Raw genomic sequence first — 24,300 nt, forward strand, 5'->3', positions numbered from 1 at the left:
TATTTAAGTTATAAATTTAATTTTATGTTTACTCTCTTTAAAAATTTGAATTATTTTTATTTTTTGATCTATATATTCTTACAATAAGATTACAATTAGGGTAAAATTAAGACTAATATGATTTATGAACTTACTTAAGTCAACAGGTACATTTGGTTTTTATACAATAATAAGTAGGTTGCTTGGCTATATAAGAGATATTTTAATAGCAATTTTCCTTGGAACAGGAATGTTAGCGGATGCTTTTTTCGTGGCATTTAGAATTCCAAATACTTTTAGAAGATTGTTTGCAGAAGGTACTTTTAATGCAGCATTTGTCCCAAGTTATTCATCAGAAATAAATAGGGGTCAAAAACAGTCAAATAAATTTGCTAATGATATTTTTAATCTTCTTTTTTTAGGGTTGTTATTTCTAACAATAATAATTGAAATCTTTATGCCAGCATTTGTATCAATTATAGCTCCGGGATTTGTTGGTGATTTAGAAAAAATGACGATAGCAATAAATTTAACAAGGATTACTTTCCCTTTCTTGTTTTTTATTTGTTTAGCATCATTTTTCTCCGCAATTTTAAATTCACATAACAAGTTTGCAGCTGCAGCTGCAGCACCAATAATCCTAAACATTGTTTTAATTTTTGTGTTAATTTTTTCTAAATCTCTGGGAGATCAGTCAGTTTATTATTTATCTTATGGTGTTTCTTTAGCTGGTTTTTTACAATTAATATTTTTGTATAAATATGTATCAAAATATTACTCTCTAAAATTTACTTTCAAATTAAAAGCAAGTAATAAGGTTAAATTTTTTTTTAAAAAACTTTTGCCAAGTATTTTTTCATCAGGAGTTACTCAAATTAATATTTTGATTGGAACAATAATTGCATCATTTCAAACAAGTGCAGTTTCCTACTTATATTACGCAGATAGAATTTATCAAATTAACTTAGCTATAGCTGGAATTGCGATTGGTGTTGTTATACTTCCACAACTCTCAAAACATATTCAATCAAAAAAAAAAATAAGATTTTACTCATTCAGAACAAGGCTCTAGAATTAAGTTTATTTCTAAGTTTGCCAGCAACTGTTGCTTTAATTATTGGATCAGAACAAATCATTTCGGCTTTATTTGGATATGGGTCTTTTAATGAAAATTCAGTGAATAACTCAAGTTTAGCTTTATATTATTTTGCTTTAGGCCTTCCTGCTTTTGCTTTGATAAAAGTTTTTTCAAGTTTTTTCTTTGCAAATCATGATACCAAGACTCCATTTTATATTTCTTTGACTTCAGTAATACTAAATATTTTAATTAGTGTTTATTATTTTAGTGATATTGGTTTTATAATAATTCCAATAGCAACTTCTATTTCTTCATGGTTTAATTCAATATTGTTATTTATTTTTTTAAAAAATCGACAATTATTCTATTTTAATAAAATATTTTTTATTAAATTTATTAAAATAATTTTTGCATCAATTCTGATGGGTTTATTTTTTAAGTTTTTATTAAATTTTTTTCATAATGAATTAGTGTTTATTCAATCAATTAAATCTTTATATTTAGTTTTATCTGTTATATTAGGATTGTCGTTCTATTTAATTGTATGTTATTTGATCAAAGCTTTTCAAATGAATGATATTAAATTAAAGTATTAATTTATGGGTAAAAAAATATTCTCTGGAGTTCAGCCTACGGGCAATCTTCATCTAGGAAATTATTTAGGAGCAATAAAAAATTTTGTAGATCTAAACAATGATAGCAAAAATGAATGTATATTTTGTGTAGTAGATTTACATGCAATTACTGTTAAACAAGATCCAAAAGAATTAAAAAACAATATCCAAGAAACTGTTGCTACATTTATTGCGAGTGGAATAAATCCTAAAAAAAGCATAATTTTTAATCAGTCAAGTGTACCTGCTCATGCTGAGGGAGCATGGATATTAAGCTGTGTAGCAAGAATGGGTTGGTTAAATAGAATGACTCAATTTAAAGAGAAAGCTGGCAAAGATAAAGAAAAAGCAAGTGTAGGTCTATATTCTTACCCAGTTCTCATGGCCTCTGACATTCTACTTTATGATGCAACCCACGTTCCAGTTGGAGACGATCAAAAACAGCATTTAGAGCTATGTAGGGATATTGCTCAAAAGTTTAATAGTGATTTTGAAGCAGAGAATTTTTTACAAGTCCCAGAACCCCTAATACAAAAAGATTTTTCAAGAATAATGAGTCTTAAAGATGGTTCAAGAAAAATGAGTAAATCAGAATTATCTGATTTAAGCAGGATAAATTTAACAGACAATAAAGATATGGTTATCAATAAAATTAAAAAAGCAAAAACAGATCCATTACCAATGCCTAGCAACTTAAGAGATCTCGAAGAAAGAGCTGAGGCAAAAAATCTTTTAGGGATATATTCAAGCTTAACAAATTCTTCTTTAGAAAAAAGTATAGAAATATTTGCTGGTAAAAATTTTTCAGAATTTAAGGAAAAATTATCTGAAGTGCTTGTAGATAAAATTCAGCCTATTTCAGAAGAGATAAAAAAATTACTAAATGATAAATTATATTTAGATAATATACTTCTAGAAGGAGTTGAAAGAGCAAATATAATAGCTTCAAAAAAAATCAAAAAAATTAAAGAAATAGTGGGTTTTTAAATAAAATTTACTAACAAGTTTAAATTTTTTAAATATTCACTATAAATACTTTATGTTTATTCAAACTGAAGTGACACCAAACCCTAATTCGCTTAAGTTTCTGCCTGGAAAAAAAGTGTCTAATAGTGGCCCTTATGAAATTACTAACAAAGATGAAACTCAAAATATATTGGTTAGAAATTTACTCTCTATAAATGGTGTTGAGGGAATTTTTTTAGGGGAAGATTTCATTTCTATTAATAAAAAAGACATAACAGATTGGGATGAAATAAAACATATTGTAATTTCATTTATTAATGATTTTTATTCTGAAGGAAAAGAATTTGTCATAGATGAAAATCTAAATGAAAAAAATTCAAATTTAAGTGAACTTGAGGAAAGAATAGTTAAAATTTTAGATCAAAAAATAAGACCAGCTGTAGCAAGAGATGGTGGGGACATAAAATTTAAAGAGTTCAAAGATGGAGTGGTTAAGGTCCAGTTACAAGGAAGTTGTTCTGGGTGTCCGAGTTCAACCATGACCTTGAAACAAGGTGTTCAAAATCTTCTATGTCATTATTTACCTGAGGTAAAAGAAGTAGTCGCAATATAAATCTTGGAAATGAAAATAGTTAAAAAAAGAAAATCAAGACTAAAAAAACAAAACGATAGTCAACTTGAGTTAACATTTGCAGAAAGCTCAAAGAGAAAAAATAAAGATATATCTCCAACCCAAACTATTAATTCTATATCAAGAATATTTCTAAGCAGTTTTGTGTTAGTTTCATTTTTTTATATTGCTCCAATTTTGATTAATTTTGCTGATAAGAATTTTAATACAAAAGAATACACAAATAACTCAAAAAAAATATTAGCCTATACACTTAACAAAAAAGATGAAAATAAAAAAGAAAGTGATGTTTTAAATGAAGAAGATTTACTTTTAGATATTTTTAGTTTGAATAATTTAGAGACTGACTCTGTGAGATTGAGCGCCTCAACAATTAAACAATTATTTGAAGATACCGGTTACGATCTTAACGATGTTCGAAAAAAAAAATTAGTTAAACCGGTTGCACTAACTTTATTACCTCAAGAAATTAAAATGATTGAAAATACAAAAAAAAGGAAGGAATTTTTTATTCAAATTGTCTTACCTTTAATTATTCAAGAGAATAACAATATTAAATTAGATAGAAAAACCCTTTTTAGTATCATTAATAAAAACAACAACTCAAATTCCGAAAAAAAATGGTTAGATAAAAAATACAAACAATATGGTATTAAATCTAAAGACTTATCTACATTAAAAATTAGAATGGATGAAATACCGGTATCTTTAGCAATTGCCCAGGCAGCTAAAGAAACAGGTTGGGGAACTTCTAGATTTGCTCAAGAAGGTAACGCTTTATTTGGACAATGGACCTGGTCGGGAGAGGGTTTGAAACCAAAAGAAGCAAAAGAAGGAGAGGGCCATAAAGTTATGAAATTTAATGTCCTTCAAGCATCAGTTAGGGCTTATCAAAGAAATTTAAATACTCATTCCACTTATAAGGGTTTTAGAAAAGCTAGAGCAAAATTAAGAGACTTAAATAAACCATTAGATAGTATTGAATTATCTAAGCATCTTAATAAGTACGCGGAGACAGGAAATCAATATGTTGAAGTGTTACAAAAAATAATTAAACAGAATAAATTACAAGACTTTGATGATGCTAAATTATTACCCTCAAGTGTTGATCTAGAAAGTCTTATTTAGTTTTTTTCAATTGGAAATTGGACACCAAACCATCTCCATTTTCCATTATCATTTAGAGAACAATTTATTCTACCTCTTCTAGGGTTAAAGGGTCCCCTAAATTTTATGGTTAAAACATTATTGTCAAAAATAACATTAGACTTTTCCCACTTATCTAATTCATTAGAATAACAATTAATGTTTTTAATATTATCTTGTTCTTTAAAAAATCTGACTTTAAAATTAGGTGGATTACTGTCTTCTGATAATTTTTTTTCAAGAGGGAGCAAATAATCATATTCAAGTGGAAAAGAATTTATAATTGAATTAAATCTTTTTAATTCCCCGTAATTTTCATTAATAGGGAATCTGGGCAGTTCAAATTTATCTTTATTTAAATCAATTACTCCAGAATGCTGACCAAAAGCATAATCAAAATTTTGAGAAATATAATCCCTCATGAATTTTGAATACTCACCAAAAGGATAAGAAAATAAATTTGGTATATATCCTAAATTTTTTAAAAATATCTCATTAGCTTTTTTTATATCTGATATAAAAAAATCATTATCTTTATCAATAAGATATCCATGAGAATGTGAGTGGTGCCCTATTGTTGTAAACTTTTCAGCCTCAACTTCCTTAATTTGTTGCCAGGTCATGTATCCTTTCTTCCCAACCGGTTCTGTTGAAACAAATAAGATAAAAGGAATCTTGTTTTTTTTTAAATATGGCCACGCTTTAAGATAAAAGGATAAAAAGGCATCATCAATTGATATAAGAATTTCTTTATTTGCTTTTGGGTAAGTAAAACTTTCTTCAAATTTTTTAGGGTTAGAAAAAGTATAACTTGAGCTTTTTATTATTTCCATTTGTTTTTTAAAAACATTCATTTGAATATTTGTTGACGGATATTTATGTTCATTAAAACGGTGGTACATTAGTGATAAAATACCTTCATCACTAGAATAGTATTTGATATTATTTTCATCTGAAATAGAATTTGAGCTTATAAACAGAATAAAAATGAACAAACTTATTATAGATGCTGCTAATAAAAAAATTTTTCTAACGGTCATTACTAATGCTAGTATTTATAATATCTCACATGAGAATACTAAAATTAATTATGAAAAATTAACTATAATTATTAATGATTTCCTCTTGGCCAAAAATCTTAAAATTTCTGATATTGGCGTAATTTACATCAATCAAGGACTAGGAAGCTTTGCTGGTATAAGAAATTCAATGTCAGTAGTAAAAGCTTTTAATATAGCAAAAAATATTGACTATTACTGTTATAATTTGGATGATTTTAAAAAAGAGAAAGATTTGAGTTATCAAAATATCCCTAATTTATGTAAAAAATATAAAATTAAAAAAAATTTGATTAATCCCATTTATATAAGTTAAAATTAAATATGTCAGAAACTATTGAAGAAAAATGTTTGTCAAAAGGGGTAAAATTAACCGATCAACGTAAAGTAATTGCGCAAGTAATGTCGCAATCATCGGATCATCCCGACGTAGATGAATTATATAATAGAGTTTCTAAAATTGACTCAAAGATAAGCATTGCAACTGTTTACAGAACTGTAAAATTATTTGAAGAGTCGGGAATATTGGCTAAGCATGAATTTAAAGGTGGAAAAGCAAGATATGAAGAATTAAATGAAGGACACCATGATCATTTAATAGATGTTAAGTCGGGTGAAATTATTGAATTTGTAGATGAGGAAATTGAAAAGCTTCAAAAAAAAGTGGCAGAAAAATATGGTTACAAATTAGTAGACCACAAACTAGAATTGTATGGGATAAAAAAAAAATCCTAATTAATGAAGCAAAAAATTTTTATCAAAACATTCGGCTGTCAAATGAATGAGTATGACTCGAATAGAATATATGATTCAGTAAAAAAAATTGGCTATGAAAAAACAGAAAATTATGAGGATGCAGATTGTTATTTGCTAAATACGTGTCATATCCGAGATAAAGCAAAAGAAAAAGTTTATCATGAAATTGGAAGAGTTAAAAAAATTTTTAGATTAAAAAAAAAGCCATTAGTAATCATAGCTGGATGTGTTGCGCAGGCAGAAAATCAGGAAATGCTTAAAAGAGAACCTTATATTGATCTTGTTATTGGACCGCAAGCTTATCATAAAATTAATGATACAATTTTAAATCATATAGAAAAAAACAAAAAAGTTGAAGAAACAGAATTTGATGCAATTTCAAAATTTGAATATTTTAATAAAATTAAAAACGATTCTGGAAAAATTTCCTCATTTTTAACAATTCAAGAAGGTTGTGATAAGTTCTGTCATTTTTGTGTGGTGCCATATACAAGGGGTCCAGAATATTCTAGACCATTTAAACAAATTTTAAATGAAGCTAAATATTTGGCAGACTCAGGTACCCAAGAAATAATTTTGCTTGGACAAAATGTAAATGCTTACAATGATGAAAGCTATAGATTATCAGATTTAATATTAGAGATCGAAAATTATTCTGACATTAAAAGAGTTAGATACACAACATCCCACCCTAAAGATATGTCAGATGATTTAATTGAAGTTTACAAGCATTCAAAAAAACTTATGCCACTGGTTCATTTGCCAGTCCAAAGTGGATCTAATAAAGTTCTAGATCTCATGAACAGAAAACACACTATAAGTGATTATTATAAAATATATGATCAATTAAAAGAAATTAACTCTAATATACAATTTTCTAGCGATTTTATAATAGGTTATCCAGGCGAAGAAGAAGAAGATTTTAACGATACTTTTGAACTAATTCAAAAGATTAATTTTATAAATTCCTATTCTTTTATTTTTAGTCCAAGACCAGGCACAGTTGCTGCAGATTTAAAGTTGATTGATAAGAGTATTTCTATGGAAAGATTAGAAAAAATTCAAAACCAGTTATACGATAATCAGATGCATATGAATAAATCACTAGAGAATAAAACAATTAACGTTTTAGTTGAAAATTTAACAGACGATAAAACCCAAGTTTTTGGTCGATCTGAATATATGACATCAGTTATTTTTAATGGTAAAAAAGATGATATTGGAAAAATTGTGCCTGTGAAAATAAATAAAAGTAATCGAAGTACTTTGTTTGGTGAAAGAGATTTTAGCTCTAATCAAAAGGTGGCATAGAAATTGAGCAGTTTAACAAAAAAAAATAGTGATACTTCATTAAAGTTTGTTTACTCTGATAATAATTCTCTAAGTGTCATTTTCCATGACAATGAACTCTTGATTGGAGTGGTGGGTGAGTTTAACAAAAATTTAAAGGAATTAGAAAAAATTACTAAAACAAGCTTATACTCCAGAGGTAACTCTATTTTAATTAAATCTAATCCTGAAAAAAATGAAATAGTTAAAAATGCTATAAAATTTCTAGCTAATCAATTTATTAACAATGGTAGCATTGAAAACAAGGATATAGTTTCTTCAGTAGATAATTTTATGATTAATGAAAAAGTTAAAAATAATAATGTTACGGATATAATTAAAACTCCAAAAAAATCAATTATTCCTAGATCAGAAAAACAAAAAGATTATGTAAGAGCTTTAAGGCAAAGCGACATAATAATTTCAGCAGGACCCGCAGGAACTGGTAAAACATTTTTAGCTGTAGCTGTAGGACTTACGATGTTATTAGAAAAAAAAATCGAAAGAATAATTTTATCGAGACCTGCTGTTGAAGCGGGAGAAAGGTTAGGATTTTTACCTGGTGATATGAAGGAGAAAGTTGATCCTTATTTAAGGCCTTTATATGATTCTTTGTATGATCTCTTTGATTTTGAAAAAATTCAAAGAATGATTGAAATAGGTGATATTGAAATAGCACCACTTGCTTTTATGAGAGGAAGAACTCTAAAAAATTCATTTGCAATTTTAGACGAGTCGCAAAATGCAACCGATACTCAAATTAAGATGTTTTTAACTAGAATAGGAGAAAACTCTAAAATAGTTGTTAATGGAGACCCAACTCAAATTGATTTACCAAATAAAAATATGTCAGGGTTAGTTAAATCAAAAGAATTATTAGGTCATTTAAATGAAATATCTGTTGTTGATTTTGATCATTCGGATGTAGTTAGGCACCCACTTGTCTCCAAAATAGTTAAAGCCTACTCTAAAAATGATTAGTATTGAAGTTTTCTCAGAAGAGAAAGCTTGGTCAAAAAAAATAAGAAAAAAAGAATTTTTTTTCAAAGAAATTTGCAAGTTATTTCCAAAAAAATATCAATTTCCCACCAAGAAAATAACTCTTACTTTACTTCTTTCAAATAACAGGTGCATTAAAAGATTAAACAAAAACTTTAGAAATAAAAATAAGCCTACAGATATTTTGTCATTTCCGTTCTCTAAAAAAAAATTGATATCTAAAAAAATTTATATTGGAGATATTATAATTAGTTATAACTTCATGGATAAACCTAGATCACAAAACATTAAAAATTTTAAGGAAAAAGTAATAAAAACTTTTATACATGGATTCCTTCATCTACTAGGTTTTGATCATATTAAAGATAAAGATTATAAAAGAATGCTTAGCGAAGAAGAAACAATATATAAATCAGTAATTTCAAAGATTAACTAGATTGATAATAAAAAATTACATTGAAATATTTTTTTTAATTACTTTAGGGGCAGCCTCATCTTTAAGTTTACCCCCTTACAATTATTTAATAATAAATTTTTTTACTTTTAGTGCTTTTTTTGTATTTTTATTTAAAAAATCCAAAATTAATCGAAGTAAAAAGTATTTCTTTTTTTACGGGTGGTTATTTGGATTTGGTTATTTTTTATCAAGCTTATATTGGATATCAATATCATTAACATTTGATCAAAATTTTAAATTTCTAATTCCAGTAACTATTATTTTAATACCTTCATTTTTAGGAATTTTTTATGGATTGGTCACTTTTTGTTTTATAATTTCAAAATCTAAAAAAGTAGTAAGTTCTTTTTTTGTTTTTTCATTATTTTTTGGAGTTTTTGAATTTATAAGAGGTTCAATTTTAACTGGTTTCCCTTGGAATTTAATAGCCTATAGTTTTGTTAATCATTTAGAAATATTAAGTATTACCTCTTTAATAGGAACTTATGGATTTAACTTATTTTGTATTTCACTATTTGCCAGTCCTGCAATTTTTATATTGAGAGAAACAAAAAAAGATATTGGGGTGTGTGTTATATTTTTAATTTTACCATTCCTGTTTTATTTGCATGGATCATTCTACAAAGAAAAATTTAGTTCATCAGAAGTTACAAATTACGATTACAAAATAAGAGCTATAGGTTCAAATATTAGTCTTGATAGATTTTATTCAAATATTGATCCGGTCTCAGTTATAAAAGAATTGATTGATATAAGTGAGCCACAAAAAGATGATAAAACTATATTTATTTGGCCTGAAGGAATTCTCCCTGATATTTCTCAAGAAGAGTTAGTTGAATTTAAGTGGTTATTTGAAGATGTTTTCACCAAAAATCATTTATTATTTATTGGAATTAATAGTCAAAAAACTAACAAAGAAAAAATTAATTATTTCAATTCCTTATCAATTTATGATCATAATTTAGAAATATTAAATTTTTACAATAAAAATAATCTAGTCCCTTTTGGTGAATTTTTACCTTTTGAAAATATTTTCAAAAAATTTGGTTTAAGTGTAATTACAAATAATTATCAATCATTTTCAAACGGTAAAGATAGAAAGATTATAGAGATAAAAAGAGATAAATTTTCTTTAAAGATATTGCCATTGATTTGTTATGAAATAATTTATTCAGGTAAAATTTTTAAAAACCCAAGTTTTGATTTAATAATAAACATCTCTGAAGACGGGTGGTTTGGTGAATCAATAGGACCCAAACAACACTTTGCGCATAGCATTTTTAGATCAATTGAAAGTGGTAAATACTTATTGCGTTCAGCAAATAATGGCATTGCAGCTATTGTTAATCCTTTAGGTATTGTTGAACAAAATGTTGAGTATGGTAAATCAGGTTACATTGACTTTAAAAAGGCTAAAAAAATGCAATCAACATTATTTTCTAAATATGGAAACAAAATTTTTATAACATTAATTTTATTCTATATTTTTTTGATATTTTCATTTAATAGATTTAAAAATGAGTAATTTAAAAAATTTTCTTTTTACAAGTGAGTCGGTATCTGAAGGTCATCCAGATAAAGTTTCAGATAGGATTTCAGATATGGTAGTTGATAGTTTTCTCTCTGGAGATCCATTATCAAGAGTAGCTTGTGAAACACTTACAACAACTAATAAAGTAGTTTTAGCAGGAGAAGTTAGGGGTCCTGAAATAAAACAAAATGAATTAATTGAAAAAGTTAGAAATTGCATAAAAGATATTGGATATGATCAAGAAGGTTTTACTTGGAGAGAAGCAACAAAAATAGAAAGCCATCTTCATTCCCAATCTGCCGATATAGCAATGGGTGTAGACTCGTCTGGAAATAAAGATGAGGGAGCTGGAGATCAAGGTATTATGTTTGGGTATGCTTGTAACGAAACTGATGTTTTAATGCCAGCACCTATTCATTACTCTCATAAAATTTTAAGATTAATGGCCGAAGACAGAAAGTCAGGAAAATTAAAAAATATAGAACCAGACAGTAAGAGCCAAGTTACTTTTGAATATGTAGATGGAAAGCCTGCTAGAGTTAAATCTGTAGTAATATCTTCTCAGCACTCTTCAGATGTTAATCAATCACAAGTTAGAGATTTGTTAAGACCTTACATGCTAAAGTCCATTCCATCAAATTTTCTTGAGGGTTTTAGTGAAGAAGAGTTTTATGTTAATCCAACTGGTAATTTTGTAATTGGAGGTCCAGATGGAGACTGTGGATTAACTGGAAGAAAAATTATAGTAGATACATATGGTGGTGCCGCACCTCATGGTGGAGGAGCTTTTTCAGGAAAAGATCCTACCAAAGTAGATAGATCTGCAGCTTACGCAGCAAGATATATTGCAAAAAATGTTGTTGCTTCCAAAATTGCAGACAAGTGTTTAATTCAATTAGCTTATGCAATTGGTGTTTCAAAACCATTATCAATTTATGTTGATTTATTTGACAATGATTTAGATAAAAATAAATTTGTTATAGATAAGATAAACGAAAATTTTGATCTAAGTCCTCGAGGAATAAGAGAGATGTTAAATTTAAATAAACCGATATATGAGAAAACAGCTGCTTATGGCCACTTTGGAAGAACGCCAGATGATAACGGATCATTTTCTTGGGAAAAAACTGATAAAATAAGACATTTTTCTAAATAGTTTCTGTTGTATTAAAAAAAAACTTTACTATATTGCCCTTACATTATTGAATTTACAAAATGGGCATTAGCCCATTTTTTTTTGGAGCAAACAAAAACATGTTAAATAAAAGAGCAGACAAACTAGAATTATTAAGAATTGCTGAAGCGGTAGCTTTAGAAAAATCTATTGATAAAGAGCTAATTATTAGTTCTATGGAAACAGGAATTGCAAAAGCGGCTAAATCTAAATTTGGTCAAGAAAATGAGATTAAAGTTTCAATTAATAGAGATAATGGTGACATTGAAATCTTTAGAAAATTGATTGTAGCTGAAAATCCTGAAAATTCTAACACAGAGATTAAACTTGAAGATGCCATCAATCTAAACGAAACCAACAAAGATAAAGCTGTTGGAGATGAAGTGCTACAACCATTACCATCATTTGATTTTGGAAGAATCGCGGCCCAAACAGCCAAACAAGTAATTAGTTTTAACGTTAGAGAAGCTGAAAGAGAAAGACAATACAATGACTTTATTGATAAAAAGGACTCAATTTTAAGTGGTATTGTTAAAAGATTAGAATTTGGAAATGTAATTGCTGATCTTGGGCGTACAGAGGCGATCATTCAAAAGAATGAGATGATACCAAGAGAAAATATTAAAGCTGGAGATAGAATTAAAGCTTATTGTTATGATGTTAGAAGAGAGCCAAGAGGACAACAAATTTTCTTATCAAGAGCACACCCAAAATTTATGGAAAAGCTTTTCGTGCAAGAAGTTCCAGAAATCTATGATGGATTAATTGAAATTAAATCATCATCAAGAGATCCAGGAAGTAGAGCAAAAATTTGTGTAAAAGCAGTTGATACATCTCTTGATCCAGTAGGAGCTTGTGTAGGTATGAGAGGTTCTAGGGTTCAAGCTGTTGTAAATGAATTACAAGGAGAAAAAATTGACATTGTAAATTGGTCAGAAGATCCGGCAATTTTAGTATCTAATGCTTTATCACCAGCTGAAGTTCAAAGAGTAAATGTAGACTCAGAAAGAAAAAAATTAGACGTAATTTTAACTGAAGAAAATTTGAGTAAAGCTATTGGAAGAAGAGGTCAGAACGTAAGACTTGCAACCAAGTTATTAAATTATGAAATTAATATAATGACAGATGCAGAAGATTCAGAAAGAAGACAATCTGAATTTAAAGAAAAAACAGAAAACTTTGTAAAAAACTTAGAGTTAGATGAAACATTGGGGCAACTACTTGTTGCCGAAGGTTTTTCATCAATAGATGATATAAAAGATACTACTGCAGAAAGTCTAATGAAAATTGAAGGTATCGAAGAAGATACTGCAAAAGCTCTAATAGAAAGAGCTAAAGAATTTCATCAAAAAGACCAAGAGGATATTTCTGAGAGAATTAAAGAATTAGGTCTTCAAGATGCTTTAATAAGTTTAAAAGGACTAACCCCTGGAATGTTGATGACTTTGGGTGAACAAAAAATTCTTACATTAGAAGATTTTGCTGATTTAGCATCAGATGAGCTAACAGGTGGATTTGATATTGTTAAGGGCGAAAGAGTAAAAATTCAAGGTTACCTTGAAGACTTTGCTTTATCAAAAGAAGAAGCAGATGAGCTAGTTATGTCTGCAAGAAATATTGTCTACAAAGATTGAGTGATGAGCTATGGAAAAGAAAACAAAATTAACAATATCTGGCACAGCCAAAAAATCCTTCAAAAATATTGAGATTGCAAAAACTCAAGGAAAAAACTCTGTAGTAATAGAAAAACAACCAAACAAATTTCCAAGTAGAGGGGGATCTTTTAAACCTGGTGGTTTCAAGCCAAAAACTACCTCAACATTTAACAGAGGTGTTTCAGTTAAACCATCGTTTGCACCTAAGTCACCTCCAATAACAAACGATTTTGAGCGAAGAAAACTGGCAGAGCAAAGAGCTACAAAAAGACTTAAAGGAGATGATAATAAAGATAAGAAAACATTAAAAGCGGGTGCAAAGAAGAGAGAATTAAAATTAACAGTCTCAAGAGCTTTAAGTGATGAAATTGAAGCAAGAGCTAGAAGTGAAGCTTCCGTTAAGAGAGCGAGGCAAAAAGAAAATAAAAATTTAACTAAAGAGGAAGTTCAAGAAAATTTAAAACCTGTTAAGCGAGATGTAAATATTCCAGAAGCTATTACAGTAAGAGAGCTTGCTAATAGAATGGCTGAACAGTCGAGCAATGTTATTAAGTTTTTATTTGGAATGGGTGTCACAGTAACTATCAATCAAACATTAGCTGCTGATACGGCTGAGTACTTAGTAAAAGAATTTGGACACAACCCAGTAAGAGAAGAAAAAGCTGAAGAAATAATTCAGAAGATTAAAGCTACTAGAGTTGAAAATTTAAAAAATAGACCTCCCATTATTACCGTTATGGGTCACGTAGATCATGGTAAAACTTCAGTATTAGATGTTTTAAGAAGTGCGAATGTTGTCTCCGGAGAATTTGGTGGAATTACCCAACACATTGGAGCTTATCAAATAGACAGTCAATCTAACAAACTAACGTTTATTGATACACCGGGTCACGCAGCTTTTACTGAAATGAGAGCAAGAGGGTCAAAATTAACTGATGTGGTTGTTTTAGTTGTTGCGGCTGATGATGGTGTTAAACCGCAAACAGTAGAGTCTATTAAGCATGCAAAAGCTGCAAATGTTCCAATTGTTGTAGCAATTAACAAATGTGATTTGCCAGATGCAGATCCACAAAAAATAAAAAATCAGTTATTAGAACATGAACTTATTGCTGAAGATTTATCTGGTGATACTTTAATGGTTGAAATCTCAGCAACTACTAAAAAGAATTTAGACAAATTAGTTGAAGCAATTGTTTTACAAGCTGAAATATTAGATTTAAAAACTGATTTTGAATCAAAGGCTACAGGAATTGTGTTAGAATCTAAAATTGATGTTGGAAGGGGACCTGTTGCAACAATTATAGTTACCACAGGAACTTTAAAAAAAGGTGACTTTTTCGTAAGTGGTTTGAAATGGGGAAAAGTTAGGGCAATAATTGATGATAAAGGAAAAAATATCAATGAAGCACCTCCATCAGCCCCTGTGGAAATTTTAGGAATTAATGGCGCAGCAAAATCAGGAGATGATTTTATTGTTGTTGATAATGAAAAAGAGGCAAAAACTTTAAGTGAAAACAGAGCGCAAGAAAGTAAAGAAGCTAAAAATCCACTAACATTTGCAACTCAAGACTCTGCTTTTTCAGATAATTCAGCAGAGGAATTAAATTTGATAATAAAATCAGATGTACATGGATCATCTGAGGCAATCAAAAATGCAATCAGTCAAATTAAACATGATGAAGTAAAACCTAAAATAATTTTAGCAGACATTGGAATGGTAACCGAAACAGATGTTACGTTAGCAAAAGCTTCAAATGCAATTTTAATAGCGTTCAATGTTAAACCAAGTAAGGAAGCAAAAAAATTAGCAGAAAATGAAAAAATAAAAATTTCATCTTATAATATTATCTATGAAGTTTTAGATTATATTAAGCAAAAGATGTCAGGATTATTATCTCCTGATATTCAAGAGACAGTTACAGGTACAGCTCAAATCTTAGAAATATTTAAAGTTTCAGGAGCTGGAAAAGTGGCAGGATCAAAAGTGATGGAAGGAGAAATTACTACTGCATCAGATGTTAGAATAATAAGAGATGGAGCAATCATTTATACTGGAAAAGTTGGAACTCTTTTTAGAGAAAAAAACCAAGTAAAACAGGTCAGTAACGGTCAAGAATGTGGAATTACTGTAAAAGATTATATGGATTTCCAAAAAAACGACACAATAGAAGCGTTTAGTATAACATCAACTGATAGAATGATTTAATGACTGATAGAATTGGAAAACCGATATCACAAAGACAGCTAAGAGTTGGGGAAATGATTAAACAGTCTTTAAGCATGATTTTTATAAAAAATGAGGCTAAGGTCCCGAATTTAGAAACTAACACTATAACGGTTACTGAGGTGAGAATGAGTCAAGATTTGAAAATAGCTAAAGCATACGTACTTCCACTTGGGGGAAAAAATGCTGAGGAAGTTATTACTGTGTTAAAAAAATATTCATTTTTAATCAGAAAAATATTATCACAAAAAGTGGTTATGAAATTTTTACCAAAATTACTCTTTAGAAAAGATGAATCTTTTGAATATGCGGAAAAAATAGAAAACTTAATAAAACAAACAAATAAATAGGAAAAAAGAGGCATGAATAAAAAGGCACAAGAATTAGCAATGCACGAAAAAGATACTGGATCTTCAGAGGTTCAGATTGCTTTGTTAACAGAGAAAATTGAAACTCTCTCTACACATATTAAACAATTCAAAAAAGATAAACATTCATCTGTTGGATTATTGAGAGCGGTAAATAGAAGAAAGAAATTGTTAGAATACCTAAAAAATACAAAAATGGATTCTTACAAAAATGTACTGTCGAAATTGGGATTAAGAAAATAAAGATCAAGATAGATAGAATGGAACGAAACGAACGAAACGAAATGGAAATGAAATGTTTAAAGTACACAAGAAAGAAATAGAAGTAGCAGGAAAGAAAATAAGTTTAGAAACAGGTAAAGTAGCAAGACAGGCAGACGGAGCAATCATTGCTTCATGTGGTGAAACAGTTATTCTAGCAACAGTGGTAGGAGCAAAGAAAGTAAATCCAGATATGGATTATTTTCCATTATCAGTAAACTACCAAGAAAAATATTATGCCGGTGGAAAAATTCCAGGTGGATTTTTTAAGAGAGAAGCAAGACCAACTGAAAGTGAACAATTAATATCAAGATTAATAGATAGACCTATCAGACCTTTGTTTCCTGGTGAATTTAAAAATGAGGTTCAGTTATTACCAACAGTAATTTCATATGATAAAGAAAATCAACCAGATATCTTAGCAATCACTGCTTCTTCAGCAGCGTTAGCTATTTCAGGAATGCCATTTATGGGCCCTGTAGGAGCGTCTAGAGTAGGTTATATTGATGGTAAGTTCATTCTTAACCCATCAAAAACTGAATTAGAAAACTCTACTTTAGATTTAGTTGTAGCAGGTACTAAAGATGCTGTGCTTATGGTTGAATCTGAAACATCAGGTTTAACAGAAGAAGTAATGTTAGATGCAGTTAAATTTGGTCATGAGGGATTTGTTCCTGTAATCGAAATGATTGAGGAACTTGCAAAAGAATGCAGAAAACCTGAGTGGACTATTGAAAAGAAAGATTTATCTGAAGTTAAGCAAAAACTTGAGAGTGAATTCACCGAAGGTCTAACTAAAGCTTTTGGAACAATAGATAAGCAAGATAGATCAAATCAAATTTCAGAAATATCTGAAAAAGCTAAGCAGCTTTTTGCTGATAATGAAAATTATTCTGATTTTAATGTTAATGATGAGTTAAAAAATCTTGAAAAGAAAATTGTTAGAACTGATATTCTTAAAAACAAAAAAAGAATTGATGGTAGAGGTTTAGCTGATGTAAGAGCTATTGAGTGTGAAGTTGGTGTTTTACCAAGAACTCATGGTTCAGCATTATTTACTAGAGGGGAAACACAAGCAATTGTAGTTACTACTTTAGGGACTTCTGATGATGAACAAAGAATAGAAAGTCTTGATGGTCAGTCCAGAGAAAGATTTATGCTTCATTACAACTTTCCTCCTTTTTCAGTTGGTGAAACTGGAAGAATTGGAACTGGAAGACGTGAAGTTGGTCATGGAAAATTAGCATGGAGAGCAATCAATTCTTCACTACCTTCAAAAGAGGCGTTTCCATACACTTTTAGAATAGTATCAGAGATTACAGAATCCAATGGTTCTTCTTCAATGGCTACTGTTTGTGGAGCATCTCTTGCGTTAATGGATGCTGGTGTACCGATTAAAGAGCCAGTTGCAGGTATTGCAATGGGTTTAATTAAAGAAGGCGATGATTTTAGTGTCCTATCAGATATTTTAGGTGATGAAGATCACTTGGGAGACATGGACTTTAAAGTTGCTGGAACTAAAGATGGAATTACTTCACTTCAAATGGATATCAAAATTACTGGTATTACTTTTGAAATCATGGAGCAGGCTTTAAAGCAAGCTAAAGATGGAAGAGTTCATATTTTAGGTGAAATGAATAAAGCTTTAAGTGAATCAAGAGCTGATGTTGGACAACACACTCCAAAAATGGAACAAATTACAGTAGATAAAAAAGATATCGCTGCTGTGATTGGAAAAGGTGGTGCAACGATCAGAGAGATAGTTGAAAAATCAGGTGCAAAAGTTGATGTAAATGATGAAGGGGTTGTAACAGTTGCTGCTCCAGATGAAGAATCTAGAAACATCGCTATGCAGTTTATTAAAGACATCACCGCAAAAGCTGAACTGAATAAAATTTATTCAGGTAAAGTTATGAAGATTATGGAATTTGGTGCATTTGTAAATTTCTTAGGAAAACAAGATGGACTTGTTCATATTTCTGAACTAGCAGATAAAAGAGTTGCTAAAGTAACTGACGTTGTCAAAGAAGGTGACGAAGTAAAAGTTAAAGTGATTGGTTTCGATAGAGGTAAAGTTAAACTTTCTATGAAACAAGCTGCTGAATAATACTAAAAATTAAAATTATAAACCCTTGGAATGAAAGTTCTGGGGGTTTTTTTATGGGTCACCTGGCAACAGAGCGCCCCTAATATTTTTAACTAAATTTAACTATAATTTAAGAGATATTTTTAGGATCTGGCATCCCAACCTTGTTATATCCAGCATCCACGTAGTGAATTTCACCAGTAACACCGTTTGCAAGGTCACTTAGTAAATATAATGCTGAATTTCCAACATCATGGATATCTACGTTTCTTTTTAGGAAAGAATGGTCTTCATTCCATTTATATAGGAATTTTGCATCTCCAATAGCAGAAGCAGCTAACGTTTTAATAGGTCCTGCACTAATTGCATTTACTCTCATGCCTTTAGCGCCCAAATCTCTAGCTAAGTACTTAACACTAGATTCTAAAGCTGCCTTACATACACCCATTACATTGTAATTTGGAATAGCTTTGCTTGCTTCATAGCTTAAGGTAATTAAACTTCCACCTTTCTTCATTACTTTAGAAGCTTCTTTTGCAACTTCTGTAAATGAAAAACATGAAATTAACATGCTTCTTAAAAAGTTTTCTCTTGTTGTATTTAAATATTCTCCAGATAATTCTGACTTATCTGAAAATGCAATTGCATGAACCACAAAATCAATTTCACCCCATTGAGATTTAACATCTTCGAATAATTTGGTAACATCCTCTTTTTTTTCAACATCACAGCTAAATGTAGTTTTCGAATTTAATTTTTCTGCTAAAGGAATTACTCTTTTTTTTAAAGCATCACCCAAATAAGTAAATGCAAGTTCAGCACCTGCTTCAGCAAGTTTTTGTGAAATTCCCCAAGCAATAGATCTCTCATTGGCAACACCCATGATTAATCCTTTTTTACCTTTCATCAAACTCATAATTTAAACCTTTTCAAAGATTAAAGCAGCGTTAGTTCCACCAAAACCAAAACTGTTAGACATGACTGTGTTTAAAGTTACACCTGTTTCTGTCTTAGTTACAATTGGAAATTTTTTAGCCTCTTCATCCATATCTACAATGTTTGCTGAGCCAGTAATGAAACTATTTTTCATCATAATTAAACAATAGATCGCTTCATGAACTGATGCAGCACCCAATGGATGACCAGATAGAGATTTAGTTGAACTTATCTTCGGAACATCAGTTCCAAAGGTTTCTCCAACACCTTTTAGCTCGGTAATATCTCCTACTGGAGTAGAAGTTCCATGAGTATTTATGTAATCGATTTTATTTTTAGCTGTTGCAAGAGCCATTTTCATACATCTTACAGCTCCTTCACCAGATGGGGCTACCATATCGTAACCATCTGACGTTGCTCCATAACCTGTTAATTCTGCATATATTTGAGCGCCTCTAGCTTTGGCATGTTCATATTCTTCAAGCACTAGCACTCCACCACCACCAGCAATTACAAAACCATCTCTAGTTTTATCATATGCACGTGAAGCTTTTTCTGGTGTATCGTTATACTTAGATGATAATGCTGTCATTGCATCAAACATAGCTGTCATTGCCCAGTGAAGCTCTTCACTACCACCTGCAAAAACAATATCTTGCTTACCCATTTGAATTAATTCACTTGCATGACCAATACAGTGACCACTAGTAGCACATGCAGAACTCATTGTGTAGTTCACACCTTTAATTTTAAAAGGTACAGCAAGTGTAGCTGATGCTGTGCTTGCCATTGTTCTTGGAACAATAAATGGTCCCATAAGTTTTGGAGTTTTTGCTCTTGTTTTATCTACTGATAAAACTACATTTTCAATTGAAGGTCCACCTGAACCCATCACAATTCCAGTTTTAAAATTACTTACATCTTTTTCTTCAAGCCCCGAGTCTTTAATTGCTTCATTCATTGCTATGTAATTATAGGCTGAACCTGAACCCATAAATCTAATAGTTTTTCTATCAACATGGTCTGCAAGATTAATGTTTGGTTTGCCATGGATGTTACTTCTCAAATTATGTTCTTTATACTCCTCACTAAATGAAATTCCTGATTTAGAATTTAATAGTGATTGATGGACTTCTTCTTGATTATTACCCAGACAAGACACAATCCCTAAGCCTGTAACAACAACTCTTCTCATCATTTAAATAACCCCACTTTTAAACTTTCCGCTGAATATATTTTTTTGTCATCTGCAAACACTAAGCCATTTGCTAAACCAACAGTGGTTCCTCCAGGTGACATAATTTTTTTCATATCAATTTCATACCTTACGTTTTTTACACTTTTAATAACTTCACCTGTAAATTTTACTGTACCAACTCCTAGAGCTCTTCCTCTGCCTGGGTTTCCAAGCCATCCCAAATAGAACCCAACTAGTTGCCACATAGCATCAAGGCCTAAGCATCCTGGCATGACAGGATCTTCTTTGAAATGACATTCAAAAAACCAAAGCTCATCCTTAATATCCAGCTCAGCTTTCAAAGAGCCTTTGTTAAAAATACCGTTATTTTCGTTAATATCAGTTATCCTATCAAACATTAGCATTGGAGGAAGTGGTAATTTGGCGTTTCCTGGACCAAAAAGCTCACCATTTCCACATGTTATGAGATCATCGTATGAATAAGAATTTTTTTTCATAAATTTTGAAGACCCTTAATACTTGATTTAATGACAATATAATATAATAAAACAGTATAATTTTAGCTTTAGTTTAGAATTATTATAATAAACCATGAAAAAAGATTGTAATTTTGTTAATAAATTGAGAGAAATCGGGCTCAGACCAACAAAACAGAGAGTAAAGATCTGTGAATTACTTTTTTTAAGAGAAAAAACTTTTCATTTTACAATTAATGATCTTGCTAAAAAGATTTCTGATGAGATGAATGAAAAAATATCACTAGCTACAGTTTATAACACAGTCCATGCTTTTCAAAAAAAAGGGCATTTAAAGGAAATCGCAATAAATTCAGATAAAACTTACTATGACACCAACAATTCAGTCCACCATCATTTTTACGATGAAGATACTCACGAATTAATAGATTGTGATCAAAATGATATAGATATTGTTAATGTTAAAAATAACATTACTGGAAAAAAAATAAATTCAGTTGAAATTTTGATTAAAGTTGCGAGTGATAATCAAAATCAAAATTAATATAATAAAATCAATTACTTAAATAATACATTATAATTATTCTAAACTGTTGACATTTACTAGAGAGCTATTATATGTCTGACATCATTAAATTAAGGAGAATAATATGTCATTAAAAGGAACAAAGACAAAAGAAAATCTAGAAGCAGCATTTGCTGGGGAAAGCCAAGCAAATAGAAGATATCTTTACTTCGCTCAAAAAGCAGACATCGAAGGATACAACGATGTTGCATCAGTATTTAGATCAACAGCAGAAGGTGAAACAGGCCACGCACACGGTCACCTAGAATACTTAGAAGAAGTAGGTGATCCAGCTACTGGTTTACCAATTGGTGAAACTAAAGCTAATCTAGAATCAGCAGTACAAGGTGAAACACACGAATATACAGACATGTACCCTGGTATGGCTAAAACAGCTAGAGAAGAAGGTTTTGAAGAAATAGCTGATTGGTTTGAAACTTTAGCAAAAGCTGAAAAATCTCACGCTGGTAAATTTCAAAAAACATTAGAGTCTATTAGCTAATAAATTATTTTGGTGGGCATTAATTTGCCCACCAAATACCCAAAAAAATATTTCAATTAAAAACTATGAGTAAAGAAGGAAGTTTAGACGCCCCTATTCGACACCCAATAGATTTTGAACATCCTGATTTTTTAAACCCTGAAAAATTAGATGCTGAAATGAGAAGAGCATTTGATATTTGTCATGGTTGCAGAAGATGTTTTAATTTATGTGACTCATTTCCAAAGTTATTTGACATGATTGATGAGTCTGAAAATGAGGATGTTGAAAGTTTAAAAAGCGAACAATTTGAACCAGTTGTTGATGCGTGCACTTTGTGCGATATGTGTTTTATGACTAAATGCCCTTATGTGCCTCCTCATGATTTTGATTTAGATTTTCCTCACTTAATGTTGAGATATAGAACAGCTCAAAAAAAATTAGGAAAATTGCTAACTGTTCCAACACAATTAGCTCAAATAGATAGAAACGCAAAAATTGGTGTTATGTTTTCAAAATTAGTTAACTGGGCCTCTAGTATTAAAAACAAATTTTTTAGAAAAATTTTAGAAGTTGTTGCTGGAATTGACAAAAGAGTTCAGTTGCCAAAATATAATTCAGAAACATTTTCAAATTTTTTTAAAAAAAATAAAGATCAAATAAATTTTGAAACTCCAAACAAAGATAGAAAGGTTGTGATCTACACAACTTGTTTTGTGAATTTTAATAAAAAAAATACAGGAGTTGCTGCTCTAAAAGTTTTAAAAAAGAATGGAGTTGAGGTTCAAGAGGCTTATCCAGGATGTTGTGGTATGCCTTTTTTAGAACAAGCTGATCTACCTAAGGTGGTTGAGCAAGCAAAGAAAGTATCTAAAGATTTATTAGAGTGGGTTGATAAAGGTTATAAAGTACTTACTCTAACAGCCAGTTGTGGTTTGATGTTAAAATTTGAATGGCCTCTGCTGTTGCCTAAGGATGAAAATATTAAAAGATTATCTTCAAATATAATGGATATTGATGAGTATGTTGTTGATATAGCAAACAATGAAGGATTGGCAGAGGGATTACAGGAAATAGACGGTGGAGTTACAGTTCACAATGCATGTCATGCAAGAGCTCAAAACATGGGTATCAAATCAAGAGATATGTTAAAACTTATTCCAAACGTTAAGCTAGACGTTGTTGAAAGATGTGCTGGTCATGGAGGTACGTTTGGTGTTATGAAAGATACTCATGATTTAGCAAATAAAGTTGGAAGACCAACAGCTAGACAAATTAAGAATAAAAATAATAAATACATGGCCTCAGATTGCCCATTAGCTGGTAAACATTTAAAGCAATTGGAAGTGGATACAAATATATCTAATGATGAGGCGTTACATCCTATCGAATTAATGGCAAAAAGTTATAGATTATAATCATGCCTAAAGAAAAAAGAGAAATTCTAAAAGAAGATATCATGCCTTTAGATGTTTATACAAAAAACAGAAAAGAGCTTAGAAAAAATATTGTAAACCTTAAAAAAGATAGAAGAATTGCACTCGGCCCATATGCTACTTTTTATTTTGAAAGTTATGAAACAATGTTGGCTCAAGTCCAAGAGATGCTTTACATTGAAAAAGGTGGTGACGAACAATTAAAAGATGAACTGGTAGCTTACAATCCTTTAATACCAAATGGAAAAGAACTTACAGCTACGTTAATGTTTGAAATTGATAACCCAGTTTCAAGAGCTGCATTTCTAAGCAAAGCTGGAGGAATTGAAGAAAAAGTCTTTATTAAAATTGATGGCCAATCAATAAAAGCTATTCCCGAAGAAGATGTTGATAGAACTTCTGCAGAAGGTAAGGCTTCTTCAGTTCAATTTATTCATTTTAAGTTGAATGATGAACAAATTGAAAAATTTAAATCAGATAGTGTGGAAGTTGAGATTGGGATTGATCACAAAGAATATTCACATACTACAAAGCTAAGTTCAGCAAATTTAAGCTCTTTAGTGGCTGATTTTAGTTAATTAAGCCCCAGATATTATTAGTTTTAATCCACCCCACATAATCCTCAGATTTAATTTTACACCATTTTTCCTGACACTTATCGATAATTAATAGTCTTCCCTTTTCAATTTGGGCTATAGGTTTTGCAAATGAAGATGGTTTCTTAAACAAAACTTTATTTTGAAGTGCGATAACTGAATTATTTTTCTTTAATTGTGAAATGTGTATCCAGCCACTATTGTTTTTTAAATCAATTATTCTTCTAAAATTTTCTTTTTTATCAATTTGTTTCAAGGGCAAGTTAATCTTTTTATAAACAAATTTAATATCTGATTCAA

The 24,300-nt window shown here is 30.1% G+C and carries 24 protein-coding genes and 1 pseudogene; 20 read left to right on the forward strand and 5 right to left on the reverse strand.

The genetic code is table 11. The annotated features are described in order from the left end of the window. The first annotated feature begins 124 nt into the window (after window positions 1–124). The 4 genes and pseudogenes from murJ (at window position 125) to AC5SLZ_RS06990 (ending at window position 4,396) form a co-directional block, all read left to right on the forward strand. A pseudogene (gene murJ, locus AC5SLZ_RS06975) lies at window positions 125–1,653 on the forward strand (murein biosynthesis integral membrane protein MurJ). 3 nt (window positions 1,654–1,656) lie between these two features. After that, window positions 1,657–2,658, forward strand: a complete 1,002-nt coding sequence (gene trpS, locus AC5SLZ_RS06980) for a tryptophan--tRNA ligase (protein ID WP_494615583.1) — start codon at window positions 1,657–1,659, stop codon at window positions 2,656–2,658. Between the two features lie 52 nt (window positions 2,659–2,710). Further along, the gene (locus AC5SLZ_RS06985) at window positions 2,711–3,250 is read left to right on the forward strand and encodes a NifU family protein (RefSeq protein WP_028036129.1); all 540 of its coding nucleotides are present in this window, start codon (window positions 2,711–2,713) and stop codon (window positions 3,248–3,250) included. Between the two features lie 9 nt (window positions 3,251–3,259). Then, window positions 3,260–4,396: a glucosaminidase domain-containing protein gene (locus AC5SLZ_RS06990; protein ID WP_494615585.1), complete on the forward strand. Its 1,137-nt coding sequence runs from the start codon at window positions 3,260–3,262 to the stop codon at window positions 4,394–4,396. On the opposite strand, the gene AC5SLZ_RS06995 is transcribed toward AC5SLZ_RS06990, so the two are convergent. Further along, entirely contained in the window at window positions 4,393–5,409 is a 1,017-nt protein-coding gene (locus AC5SLZ_RS06995; protein ID WP_494615586.1) for a polysaccharide deacetylase family protein, read from the reverse strand. The two genes, AC5SLZ_RS06990 and AC5SLZ_RS06995, sit on opposite strands and share 4 nt — an antisense overlap. On the opposite strand from AC5SLZ_RS06995, the gene AC5SLZ_RS07000 reads away from it, so the two are divergent. From AC5SLZ_RS07000 to pnp, 12 genes are read left to right on the forward strand one after another with little or no spacing between them, the layout of a single operon-like run. After that, entirely contained in the window at window positions 5,402–5,788 is a 387-nt protein-coding gene (locus AC5SLZ_RS07000) for a peptidase M22 (protein WP_028036132.1), read from the forward strand. The genes AC5SLZ_RS06995 and AC5SLZ_RS07000 overlap by 8 nt on opposite strands. 8 nt (window positions 5,789–5,796) lie before the next feature. Further along, on the forward strand, window positions 5,797–6,207 hold the full coding sequence (locus AC5SLZ_RS07005; RefSeq protein WP_028036133.1) for a Fur family transcriptional regulator: 411 nt from the start codon (window positions 5,797–5,799) through the stop codon (window positions 6,205–6,207). 3 nt (window positions 6,208–6,210) lie between these two features. Beyond that, window positions 6,211–7,539 carry a tRNA (N6-isopentenyl adenosine(37)-C2)-methylthiotransferase MiaB gene (gene miaB, locus AC5SLZ_RS07010; RefSeq protein WP_494615588.1) on the forward strand — a complete coding sequence of 443 codons (1,329 nt, stop codon included), beginning with the start codon at window positions 6,211–6,213 and terminating at the stop codon, window positions 7,537–7,539. A gap of 3 nt (window positions 7,540–7,542) precedes the next feature. Continuing rightward, complete coding sequence (locus AC5SLZ_RS07015) at window positions 7,543–8,538, forward strand: PhoH family protein (protein WP_028036135.1); 996 nt, start codon at window positions 7,543–7,545, stop codon at window positions 8,536–8,538. Next, window positions 8,531–8,992 carry an rRNA maturation RNase YbeY gene (ybeY, locus tag AC5SLZ_RS07020; protein WP_494615590.1) on the forward strand — a complete coding sequence of 154 codons (462 nt, stop codon included), beginning with the start codon at window positions 8,531–8,533 and terminating at the stop codon, window positions 8,990–8,992. The genes AC5SLZ_RS07015 and ybeY overlap by 8 nt, the downstream gene beginning before the upstream one ends. Before the next feature lies 1 nt (window position 8,993). Beyond that, window positions 8,994–10,538 carry an apolipoprotein N-acyltransferase gene (gene lnt / locus AC5SLZ_RS07025; RefSeq protein WP_494615591.1) on the forward strand — a complete coding sequence of 515 codons (1,545 nt, stop codon included), beginning with the start codon at window positions 8,994–8,996 and terminating at the stop codon, window positions 10,536–10,538. After that, window positions 10,531–11,700: a methionine adenosyltransferase gene (metK, locus tag AC5SLZ_RS07030; RefSeq protein WP_494615592.1), complete on the forward strand. Its 1,170-nt coding sequence runs from the start codon at window positions 10,531–10,533 to the stop codon at window positions 11,698–11,700. Before lnt ends, metK begins: the two co-directional genes overlap by 8 nt. 59 nt (window positions 11,701–11,759) lie before the next feature. Further along, the gene (nusA, locus tag AC5SLZ_RS07035) at window positions 11,760–13,352 is read left to right on the forward strand and encodes a transcription termination factor NusA (protein ID WP_494615593.1); all 1,593 of its coding nucleotides are present in this window, start codon (window positions 11,760–11,762) and stop codon (window positions 13,350–13,352) included. Window positions 13,353–13,362: 10 nt separating this feature from the next. After that, on the forward strand, window positions 13,363–15,579 hold the full coding sequence (gene infB, locus AC5SLZ_RS07040; RefSeq protein ID WP_494615594.1) for a translation initiation factor IF-2: 2,217 nt from the start codon (window positions 13,363–13,365) through the stop codon (window positions 15,577–15,579). Then, window positions 15,579–15,947: a 30S ribosome-binding factor RbfA gene (rbfA, locus tag AC5SLZ_RS07045; RefSeq protein WP_028036141.1), complete on the forward strand. Its 369-nt coding sequence runs from the start codon at window positions 15,579–15,581 to the stop codon at window positions 15,945–15,947. Before infB ends, rbfA begins: the two co-directional genes overlap by 1 nt. Before the next feature lie 12 nt (window positions 15,948–15,959). After that, window positions 15,960–16,208 carry a 30S ribosomal protein S15 gene (rpsO, locus tag AC5SLZ_RS07050; protein ID WP_023649167.1) on the forward strand — a complete coding sequence of 83 codons (249 nt, stop codon included), beginning with the start codon at window positions 15,960–15,962 and terminating at the stop codon, window positions 16,206–16,208. 52 nt (window positions 16,209–16,260) lie between these two features. Continuing rightward, on the forward strand, window positions 16,261–18,333 hold the full coding sequence (gene pnp / locus AC5SLZ_RS07055; RefSeq protein ID WP_494615596.1) for a polyribonucleotide nucleotidyltransferase: 2,073 nt from the start codon (window positions 16,261–16,263) through the stop codon (window positions 18,331–18,333). Between the two features lie 109 nt (window positions 18,334–18,442). Here the strand turns inward: pnp and AC5SLZ_RS07060 are convergent, their stop codons facing one another. Genes AC5SLZ_RS07060 through fabA form a run of 3 tightly spaced genes read right to left on the reverse strand, consistent with a single transcriptional unit; the run spans window position 18,443 to window position 20,943 of the window. Beyond that, on the reverse strand, window positions 18,443–19,228 hold the full coding sequence (locus tag AC5SLZ_RS07060) for an enoyl-ACP reductase FabI (protein ID WP_494615597.1): 786 nt from the start codon (window positions 19,226–19,228) through the stop codon (window positions 18,443–18,445). A 3-nt stretch (window positions 19,229–19,231) separates the two neighbouring features. After that, complete coding sequence (gene fabB / locus AC5SLZ_RS07065) at window positions 19,232–20,443, reverse strand: beta-ketoacyl-ACP synthase I (protein ID WP_494616232.1); 1,212 nt, start codon at window positions 20,441–20,443, stop codon at window positions 19,232–19,234. Then, a complete protein-coding gene (fabA, locus tag AC5SLZ_RS07070; RefSeq protein ID WP_028036145.1) occupies window positions 20,443–20,943 on the reverse strand; it encodes a bifunctional 3-hydroxydecanoyl-ACP dehydratase/trans-2-decenoyl-ACP isomerase in 501 nt (166 codons plus the stop codon). The genes fabB and fabA overlap by 1 nt, the downstream gene beginning before the upstream one ends. 94 nt (window positions 20,944–21,037) lie before the next feature. On the opposite strand from fabA, the gene AC5SLZ_RS07075 reads away from it, so the two are divergent. The 4 genes from AC5SLZ_RS07075 (at window position 21,038) to AC5SLZ_RS07090 (ending at window position 23,982) form a co-directional block, all read left to right on the forward strand. Then, the gene (locus AC5SLZ_RS07075; protein ID WP_028036146.1) at window positions 21,038–21,466 is read left to right on the forward strand and encodes a transcriptional repressor; all 429 of its coding nucleotides are present in this window, start codon (window positions 21,038–21,040) and stop codon (window positions 21,464–21,466) included. Window positions 21,467–21,572: 106 nt separating this feature from the next. Then, complete coding sequence (locus AC5SLZ_RS07080; RefSeq protein ID WP_028036147.1) at window positions 21,573–21,989, forward strand: rubrerythrin family protein; 417 nt, start codon at window positions 21,573–21,575, stop codon at window positions 21,987–21,989. A 65-nt stretch (window positions 21,990–22,054) separates the two neighbouring features. Continuing rightward, entirely contained in the window at window positions 22,055–23,386 is a 1,332-nt protein-coding gene (locus AC5SLZ_RS07085; protein WP_028036148.1) for a heterodisulfide reductase-related iron-sulfur binding cluster, read from the forward strand. A 2-nt stretch (window positions 23,387–23,388) separates the two neighbouring features. Next, complete coding sequence (locus AC5SLZ_RS07090; protein WP_028036149.1) at window positions 23,389–23,982, forward strand: DUF3501 family protein; 594 nt, start codon at window positions 23,389–23,391, stop codon at window positions 23,980–23,982. Here the strand turns inward: AC5SLZ_RS07090 and AC5SLZ_RS07095 are convergent. Beyond that, window positions 23,975–24,289, reverse strand: coding sequence for an SH3 domain-containing protein (locus AC5SLZ_RS07095; RefSeq protein WP_494616233.1), 315 nt, complete (start codon window positions 24,287–24,289; stop codon window positions 23,975–23,977). The two genes, AC5SLZ_RS07090 and AC5SLZ_RS07095, sit on opposite strands and share 8 nt — an antisense overlap. Window positions 24,290–24,300: the final 11 nt, after the last annotated feature.

This window comes from Candidatus Pelagibacter sp. PS_06 (genome assembly GCF_059418045.1).